The 8,409-nt window shown below is 69.7% G+C and carries 5 protein-coding genes; all 5 read right to left on the bottom strand.

Features of this window, described 5'->3' with window-relative positions; all coding sequences use genetic code 11:
• Positions 1–39: 39 nt before the first annotated feature.
• From sbnA to ACFQ7F_RS33595, 5 genes are read right to left on the bottom strand one after another with little or no spacing between them, the layout of a single operon-like run.
• Positions 40–1,032 carry a 2,3-diaminopropionate biosynthesis protein SbnA gene (gene sbnA / locus ACFQ7F_RS33615; RefSeq protein WP_383278868.1) on the bottom strand — a complete coding sequence of 331 codons (993 nt, stop codon included), beginning with the start codon at positions 1,030–1,032 and terminating at the stop codon, positions 40–42.
• A gap of 54 nt (positions 1,033–1,086) precedes the next feature.
• The gene (sbnB, locus tag ACFQ7F_RS33610) at positions 1,087–2,115 is read right to left on the bottom strand and encodes a 2,3-diaminopropionate biosynthesis protein SbnB (protein WP_383278865.1); all 1,029 of its coding nucleotides are present in this window, start codon (positions 2,113–2,115) and stop codon (positions 1,087–1,089) included.
• The gene (locus tag ACFQ7F_RS33605) at positions 2,112–3,119 is read right to left on the bottom strand and encodes a TauD/TfdA family dioxygenase (RefSeq protein WP_383278862.1); all 1,008 of its coding nucleotides are present in this window, start codon (positions 3,117–3,119) and stop codon (positions 2,112–2,114) included. Before ACFQ7F_RS33605 ends, sbnB begins: the two co-directional genes overlap by 4 nt.
• Positions 3,120–3,136: 17 nt before the next feature.
• A complete protein-coding gene (locus ACFQ7F_RS33600; RefSeq protein ID WP_383278859.1) occupies positions 3,137–5,224 on the bottom strand; it encodes an amino acid adenylation domain-containing protein in 2,088 nt (695 codons plus the stop codon).
• Positions 5,225–5,228: 4 nt separating this feature from the next.
• Positions 5,229–7,634: a Pls/PosA family non-ribosomal peptide synthetase gene (locus ACFQ7F_RS33595; protein ID WP_383278856.1), complete on the bottom strand. Its 2,406-nt coding sequence runs from the start codon at positions 7,632–7,634 to the stop codon at positions 5,229–5,231.
• Positions 7,635–8,409 lie beyond the last annotated feature (775 nt).

Here is an 8,409-nt window from a genome sequence, read left to right as displayed (position 1 = left end):
GGCCACGACCGCGCCGCCGGTGGTCAGCTCAGCCGGTGCTCAGCTCGCCAGAGAGGCCATCGCGGCCACCTCCCTCCGCTCGGCCTCGGCCTCGACCTCAGCCTCGGCCGGCGACCAGCCCTCCCGGTAGACGGTGTCCAGGTAGCGCTCACCGAGGTCCGGGGCGATCGCCACCGACGTCATGCCGCGCCGGCCGTGCTGCTGAAGCCACCGCTGCGCGCCGCTGATCACCGTGCCGGTCGAACCGCCGAAGAGGAATCCCCGGCTCGCCAGGGACCGGCAGGCGCGGACGGTGTCCGACTCCTCGACGTGCACCACGTCGTCGATGTACGACCTGTCGAGCATGGGCGGCGGCACGCTCGTGCCGAGCCCCGGTATCAGCCGCCGGCTCGGCGGCCCGCCGAAGCTCACCGAGCCGACGCTGTCGACGGCGACGATGCGCACCCGGCGCCTCCACTGCCAGAACCACCGGGCGCACCCCATCAGCGTCCCCGTGGTGCCCGCCCCGACGAACAGGACGTCCAGGCGCGGGAAGTGATCGGCGATGGCCGGGGCCGTGGTGCGGTAGTGCGCCTTCCAGTTGGCCTGGTTGTTGTACTGGTCGAGCCACACGTACCGGTCGTCGGCCGCGCACAGCGCCCGCACGTACGCGCGCCGCGCACCCAGCAGTCCCTCGTCCCCTGCCGGTTCCTCGATGACGTGCACGTGGCTGCCGAGCGCCTCCATGAGCCGGATCGTCGGCTGGTTGCACCGCACGTCGGTCACGCACAGGAACCGGTGGCCGCGGCTTGCCGCGATGACGCTGAGCGCCACCCCCAGGTTCCCGGACGAGGATTCGACGAGCACCGAACCGGGGCGCAGCCGGCCGTCACGCTCGGCGGCGTCCACCATTTCGTTGGCGGCCTTCAGTTTGATCGAACCGGCGAAGTTGAACCCCTCGCACTTCAAGTACAGCGGCAGCCCCAGCGCGGCCCGCAGGTCGACGTAGAGCTGTTCTTCGTTGAACCTCGCAGGATCCGAAATGACAGGCATGGTTCCCCCCTAATATGTCCCCCGTGTCCCCCCTTGCGCACCACGAATCTGCCGTCAGCCGTACCGGCTCAACTCGTGGAAAAACCCGTCGACGACGCTGAGTTCGCCTCGCCGGGCCACCTCGTCGTGGACGAAGCGGCCGACCGCGAGGTCGAGTACCCCCAGACCGAACGGCGAGAACACCACCGTGCGGTCCGCCGGTACGGCGACCCGTCCGGAAAGTACGTCCTCCAGCGTGCCGTCGATGAACTCCCGCTTGCCGGTGAGCTGTTCGGCCAGGTGCGGGGAGGTGTTCGCCTTGAGGCAGTGCTCGACGTCGTCGACGACATTGGCCGAAGCCAGCAGGATCTCGGGCGCGAGGTCGCGCAGCGAGAGGTGCAGCACCAGCGGGTGGTGGTCGAACCACGACAGGTCGTGGACGTGCGGCTCGGCGGCGATCGTCGCCACGACAAGCAGGTCGCTCTCGCGGACCAGCGTCTCGGCGGTGTCGTGCACCGTGATCCGCCCCTTGGTTCCGGCCCGCTCCAGATAGCCGCGGAACCCGGCCGCGCTGTCCGCGGACAGGTCGTGCACGCCCGTCTCGTCGAACTCCCAGCCGTTGGCGGCGAGATGAGTGTGGACGTAGCGGGCGATGAGGCCGGTGCCGAGGAAGCCGACGCGCGTCGGACGGGTCCTGTCGCGGCTCAGCCGGTCCGCGGCGAGCACTGCCGATGACGCCGTGCGGGTGGCGCTGATGACCGAGCTCTCCAGGCAGGCGTACGGGTATCCGGTGTCGGGATCGTTGAGGATGAGTACGGCCGATGCCCGGGGCAGGCCGGAGCTGGTGTTGTCGGGAAAGCTGGAGATCCACTTGAGGCCGTCCACCCGCAGCGGCCCGCCGAGCGAGGCGGGCAGCGCGATGATCCGCGCCGACGGGCGGTCGGGAAAGCGCAGGAAGTACGACGGCGGGTTCACGGTCTCGCCCGCGCCGTGCAGCCGGTACACGCCCTCGATGAGCCCGGCGATCTCTACTTCCTTCGCGTTCAGGGCCTGTTGGACCTGGCGGCCGGATATCACGGCGAAGGCCGGAGCGGTGCCGGTCATGCGCTGATCACCTCGACCGTGGGCTTGCAGTCGGCGAGCCTGACCGGATCGGCGAGTCCGGCTAGGACCTCGCGCGGGCCGTCGAAGGGCTCTCTGCTGTGCGCGGTGCGCAGGTTGTCGACGAGCAGCAGGTCGCCGGAGCGCCACGGCTCGCGGAGCGTGTGCGCGTCGTACACCTCGTTGATCGCGCGGACGACGTCCTCGCCGATCGGATCGCCGTTGCCGAAGCACGTGGTGAACGGCAGCCCGTCGGGGCCGTAGACGTCGGTGAGGTACTCGCGCACCTCGGCGTCCATCGTCCACTCGCTGAGAAAGGCGATCTGGTTGAACCAGAGGCGGCGTCCGCCGACCGGGTGGTGGATCACGGCGCTGCGGCGCTGGCGGGTACGGAGCGAGCCGTCGGACTGCCACTCGAAGTCGATGGCGTGGGCACGGCAGTACTCGGAGACGGCGTCGCGGTCGTCGGTGCCGAACGCCTCGGCGGCCGACGCCCCGATCTCGTCGTGGTACGACCGTGCGAGGATCCAGCCCTCCTTCTCGAACCGCTCGGTCAGCTCGGCGGGCAGCGCGTCCAGGACGGCCACCCCGTCGGCGACGCCGGTCGCCCCGCCGGAGGCGGGCGCCTCAAGGCAGGCGAACAGGAGCATGCCGGGGAACTCCAGGGCGTAGCTCATCTCATGGTGCATACACATCTGCTGGTTCGGCGGCCACTTGGTGGACGAGTACACGCCCTCCGTGTAGTTGCGCCGGGGCGCGAACGGCTCCTGGTCGGGCATCAGGGAGTGGGAGAGCCGCCGGAAGACGGCTGCCGCTGCGCCGGGTTCGGCGAGGCCGAGACCGCGGACCAGGACAGAACCGTGGGCGGCGACGGTGGCCCGCAGCGCGTCGTGGTGCTCGGCAGCCCAGCCCTCCGGGTCACCGCCGGTGGCGGCGCTCAGCAGGGGTGGGCTGCCCGGTACGAGCACGATGTCGTCGGGTAGCGGGGACGGAGTCGAGCGGTGCATCAAGTGTTCCCTTCTTTTCATCGGCGCTGAGCGGTAGTCCGGTCGATCAGTCCCGCGAGATCCGCGAGGACCGGATGGTCGATGACGTCCTTGAGGGTGATCACCCGATCCAGGGCGATCACGAGCTTCACGGCGGAGAGCGAGGAGCCGCCGAGGTCGAAGAAGTGGTCGTTTCGGCCGATCCGGTCGGCGGGGACGCCGAGCACGTCGGCCCAGGCGGCGGCGATCCTGCGCTCGACGTCCGTACGGGGCAGGTCGGTGCCGCCGGCGAGCTGCTCGGCGAGCGCGGTGAGCGCCCGGCGGTCAATCTTGCCGTTGGCGGTCAGCGGCAGCCGCTCGCGCCAGTGCACGACGGCCGGGACCATGTAGGCGGGCAGCGACGCGGCCACCCGCTCCCGCACGACCCCCGCGTCCACCGGCCGCGGTCCTGCGCAGAACGCGGCGAGCTGCGTGCCCCGTACGACGATCACCGCGCCGTCGCGGACGCCGTCCACGCGAAGGAGCGCGTTCTCGATCTCGCCGATCTCGACGCGGAACCCGCGGATCTTCACCTGGCCGTCCCTGCGGCCCAGGAACTCCAGCTTCCCGTCGGGCAGCCAGCGTCCGTGGTCACCGCTGCGGTAGAGCCGCTCGCCCGGCCGGTAGGGGTCCTCACCGAACGCCGCCTTGGTGCGCTCGGGGTCATTCACGTAGCCGCGCCCGACGCAGACCCCCGAGAAGACGATCTCGCCGGGCGCCCCGAGCGGCACGGGCACCAGGTCCTCGTCGACGACGTAGATCCGTACGTTGGCGACGGGCCTGCCGAGCGGCACCCGGTCGTGTTCCGGCACCCGGTCCATGACCTCGTGGTTGGTGTCGTCGGACGTCTCGGTGAGACCGTAGGCATTGACGAGCCGGACCCCGGGCCGTGCCGCGAACCAGCGCCGCACCAGCTCCTTCTTCACCGCCTCGCCGGTCACCGACACGCAGTGCAGGTCGGGCAGTTCGCGGGGCCGCGCGTCCAGTTCGGCCAGGACGGCCTCCAGGTACGACGGCACCACCTGGAGCACATTGACCCGGCCGCGCTCGACGGTGTCCACGAAGCGCGGCACGTCCAGGATCGCGTCCTGCTCCACAAGCAGCGTCCGTCCGCCCACGAGCAGTGCGGAGAGCAGCTGCCACAGGGAGATGTCGAAGCACTGGGGCGCGGTCTGCGCCACCACTTGACCTGTGCCGATGCCGAGGTCGTCGAGTTTGGCGAGTACGTGGTTCAGGAACCCCGCGTGCTCGCACATCGCGCCCTTGGGCTCGCCGGTGGAGCCGGACGTGAAGTAGATGTAGGCGAGCTGGTCCGCCGCGACGGGCACGCCGAGATCGCCGTCCGCATGGCCCTCGGCGCAGGCCGTTGCCACGGAGAGGGTGTCACCGGGGAGGGCGCTACCTGGGAGGGCGCGGCCCTCATCGGCGATGACGAGGTCGCAGTCCGCCCGGGCGAGCGTCGTCGCGATGCGGGCTGCGGGGAAGTGCGGCTCGACGGGCAGATACACACCGCCCGCCTTCAGGACACCGAGGACGGCGGCCATCCACTCCATGGTCCGCTCGCTCACCACCGCGACGACGCCCTCGGGCCGCAGCCCGCGCGCGATCAGCGCCCGGCCGATCTGATTGGCCCGGGAGTTGAGCTCCCCGTACGTCCACTGCCCGTCCCGCGCGACGACGGCCACCGCATCCGGGTGAGCAGCCGCCTGCTCCTCGAACAGCTCGTGCACGCGCCGGTCGGGCAGCGCACGGTGCGGTCCCGCCAACTCCGTCAGCTGAAACCGGAGTTCGGCCTCGGAAAGCAGGCTCCGGCGGCCGGGGTCGGTGAGCGCGGCCAGGTGGTAGCCGGCGATCCGGCCCGCGGCCTCGCGGTCGAGGACGTCCGTGCGGTAGCGCAGCCGCAGGACGCGGCCCGTGACGCTCACCGCGAGCGCGGTGTCGTCGCGCTCGGCGGACAGCTCGGCGAGCACGCGCTCGTGCGCGGCATCCAGGGCGGATGGTGAGGCCAACAGGCCCTCGGGAAGCGGTATTTCGTACTCCGCCGTACCCGGACGCGGGATGCGCGTCCACTGCGGGATCGTGGTCATGGCCCTACCTCCCTACCGCCGGATTGCCGCCCCACCGCGCCCGTGGGGGCACCTGTTCGCCCTTCATCAGGAAGGAGTCGGGGGCGAGTACCGAGCCCTCGCCCAGCGTCACGCCGTAGTGCACCAGCGCTCCGGTGCCGAGCGTGCAGCCCGCGCCGATGGCGATGCGGTCGGACTTGAAGGTGCCGTCCTCCTGCGAGTGGGCCTGCACCTTGGTGTGCGCTGCGAGGGTGACGTCGTCGCCGATCGTCACCAGCGTGCGCTCGGTGATGGAGACACCGTCGTCGAAGACCCGGCGGCCGAGCCGTACGCCGAGCAGCCGCCACACCACGTTCTTGAACGGTGTCCCGTTGAACACCACGAGGTGGTTGTCGGGCACCTTCCACAGCCGCTCGTGCCACCGGAAGTACGGGTCGTAGATCGAGCACAGCTGCGGAACGAGCGGCCGGAAGCGGCAGATCAGCCGCTCGATCAGGATGTAGTACCCGGTGCTGAACGCCAGACCGACGACCATGGAGGCGCCGATGAGGAGCCCGCCCGCCACGTCGTACAGGTCGAAGGCGGTGAACGCGATCGCCGTCAGCGCGAACCAGTGCAGCCACCGCAGGAACAGGTGCAGCGCCATCGAGCGCAGGTTGTAGCGGTTCTTCGCGGACAGCCTGCGGTGCAGCTCGGCGCCTTCGCGCAGATGGTCGAAGCGGGTGTCGCGCTCCACGGTGCGCGGAATCTCGAAGGGCGGCGAGCCGAGCAGCCCCACGCCCTCGCGGACCGGCCCCTCCAGCGGGATCATCACCTTCGTCGCGAGCAGGCAGTTCTCGCCGGTGCGGCCGCCCGCCGGGTAGGCGATGTGGTTGCCCAGGAAGTTGTGCGGCCCGATCGACGCGCGCGCGACGCGGAACGAGGTCGCGGAGAAGTCGGCGTTCATGATCGAAAGACCGTCGGCGACCATCGTGCCGCTGCCGACCTTGGCCAGGTACGGCGACTCGTGCTGCACCTCGGTGCCGAAGTTGGAGCCGGTCTGCTCCACCTGCGAGAGGTCGTACCCGATGGCCCGCAGGTAGGGAACGATGTACGAGCTGTCGCCGCACAGCCACTTGAAGAACTTGATGTTGGTCATCCGGGCGATCGAGCGCTGCACCGAGTAGTGCAGGCCGTACAGCGGATAGGTGCGGTCCGGGCGCAGTATCGGCCGCAGCACGCGCGGCACCAGGGACACGGCGGCGAGGCCGATGAGAAGGAACGCCAGGAATCCGGCGATCGACAGAACGAGCGCCTCGGCGTAGAACGTCGGCGAGGCCAGGTCATGGCTGTCAGGCTCGACCAGCACGTCGAGCGCGGGTGCTTCGGTGAGCAGCAGTTCGGTCCCGCCGATCGCGAGCGGCAGGACGACGAGGAGCGCCTGGAGCAGCCCGCCCACCGCGAACAGGGCCCGGCGCGGGTTGGAGCAGACGGCTGCCGGTACCCGTACGTAGTCGACGCCGGTGCGCTCGGCGGGGGAGCCGTGCCAGTGCTGCCCGGCGGGCACCGCGGCGCCGTCGTACAGCGCCGACGCGTGGCCCAGCTGGGCGCCGTCCCCCATCGACGTACCGATGTCGAGGACCGTTTTCTCGCCGACGAAGACGTCCCGGCCCAGGGTGACAGGACCCGTGCGGATGACACCGGCGTGGGACCGGTAGCCCAGGAAGTAGGCCTCCTTGCGGATCACGGTGCCCCCGCCGATCGTCAGCAGGTCGGTGCAGACCGGGACGGAGTGGGAGAGGATCGTGACCCCCGGCCCGATCCGCGCGCCGAGCAGCCGCAGGTACAGCACGTAGACCGGGTTGCCGACGAACAGTGCCATCGGGTTCGCGTGCAGCAGCGACTTCACCAGCCAGAAGCGGAAGTAGGCGAGGCTCCACACCGGGAACTCGGTCTCCCACCAGCGGCCGACGAGCAGCCACTTCGCCGCCACGGGCACGATGCACGCGCCGAGGAACACCGCTGCGCCGAACAGCGCCGAGCGCGCGTAGACATCGGCGAAGCCGGCGCCCGCGAAGACCCACTCGAAACCCCGGGCGGTGATCATCCCGGCCCCCGCGCAGTACAGGGCGAAGACGAGCAACTGCAGTGCCCCGCACACGACATAGCGGGGTGTACTGCCGGGTGGCGGAGGCGGCTCGGGCTCGAACACTTTCACGACCGGCGCATCGTCGATGGCGGCGGCCAACTTGCGGATCGTCGGGTAGCCGTAAACATCCTTCATCGATACCGCCGGCAGGTCCGCGTGTTTGCGTACCCGGGCACAAAAGTGGGCCATGACAAGTGAGTTGGCGCACAGATCGTCGAAGAAGTGGCTGTCGGGCGGAACATGGTCCACCCGTGCGACACCGGCCAGGACTTCGGCGAGAACGCGTTCGGTGCCGTTCGGCACATGAACTCCTCGTACTGTTACTCGTGTTTCGCGCTTTTTCTGGAATTCCGGAACGAGCGCGAATTGAGTGTGGGTTGGATGTGTTGCGAGCGCGAGGAGCAACGCGGATGAAGCAGGTCAGGGATGATGGCCCCGAATGTTCCCCCGTTGTAAGTCCCCCCGGACTGTGCGCTGCCGGTCGGTGTTCGGTATGCGCACTGAATACGATCGGGATTCTTTCGGGTGATTCATGAACGCTTCAAGTCCGTTTCGAGCATTGGCCATTTCCGACGGCCTTCAAATGACGCGCTCATGACCGCTTTTGCGGCGGGCCGGACGCCGTGCCTGGGAACTCACCGGAAGGACAGTGCACTTACCAGTGCCGCTTCCGCTTTCCGCTACCGCGTTATCCGGTCAGCGCGGCCATGACATAAATGGGAGAGATTTTCTTTCGCGAAGCCCCTCCTGGGTTGCCGCACCATTTCTGTCGCATTGCGCGACCGGACGGCACCGCTGGGAACAGTGGGCCGCGGCCGCAGCCGTCCGCCCGACTCCACCGGGCCCGCGTTCTCCACCGGAACGACTCAAAGCGCGGGACGGCCTGGCTGTTACTGAAGGAAACCGTCAACTCACGCGCCATCAAGGGCAGTCGGCCGCCCAACCCGATCGCGCCGGCATGAACGCGCCGGGGACGTCGGCAGGCGGTGGAGGTACACAGCCGCGTCAGACGGCCGCGGCAGGGCGGCAGGGCGGGCGAGCGGGGCGAGCGAGCGGGCCGAGCAGGGCGAGCAGGCCG

Origin of the sequence: Streptomyces sp. NPDC056486 (assembly GCF_042795295.1) — a bacterium.
Lineage (GTDB): Bacteria > Actinomycetota > Actinomycetes > Streptomycetales > Streptomycetaceae > Streptomyces.
This window is presented reverse-complemented; position numbering and strand designations above follow the sequence as displayed.

Bases quoted from the DNA above. Each gene is read 5' to 3' on its own strand.
- sbnB (WP_383278865.1), bottom strand. From the start codon at position 2,115: ATGACCGGCACCGCTCCGGCCTTCGCCGTGATATCCGGCCGCCAGGTC.
- ACFQ7F_RS33605 (WP_383278862.1), bottom strand. From the start codon at position 3,119: ATGCACCGCTCGACTCCGTCCCCGCTACCCGACGACATCGTGCTCGTA.
- ACFQ7F_RS33600 (WP_383278859.1), bottom strand. From the start codon at position 5,224: ATGACCACGATCCCGCAGTGGACGCGCATCCCGCGTCCGGGTACGGCG.
- sbnA (WP_383278868.1), bottom strand. From the start codon at position 1,032: ATGCCTGTCATTTCGGATCCTGCGAGGTTCAACGAAGAACAGCTCTAC.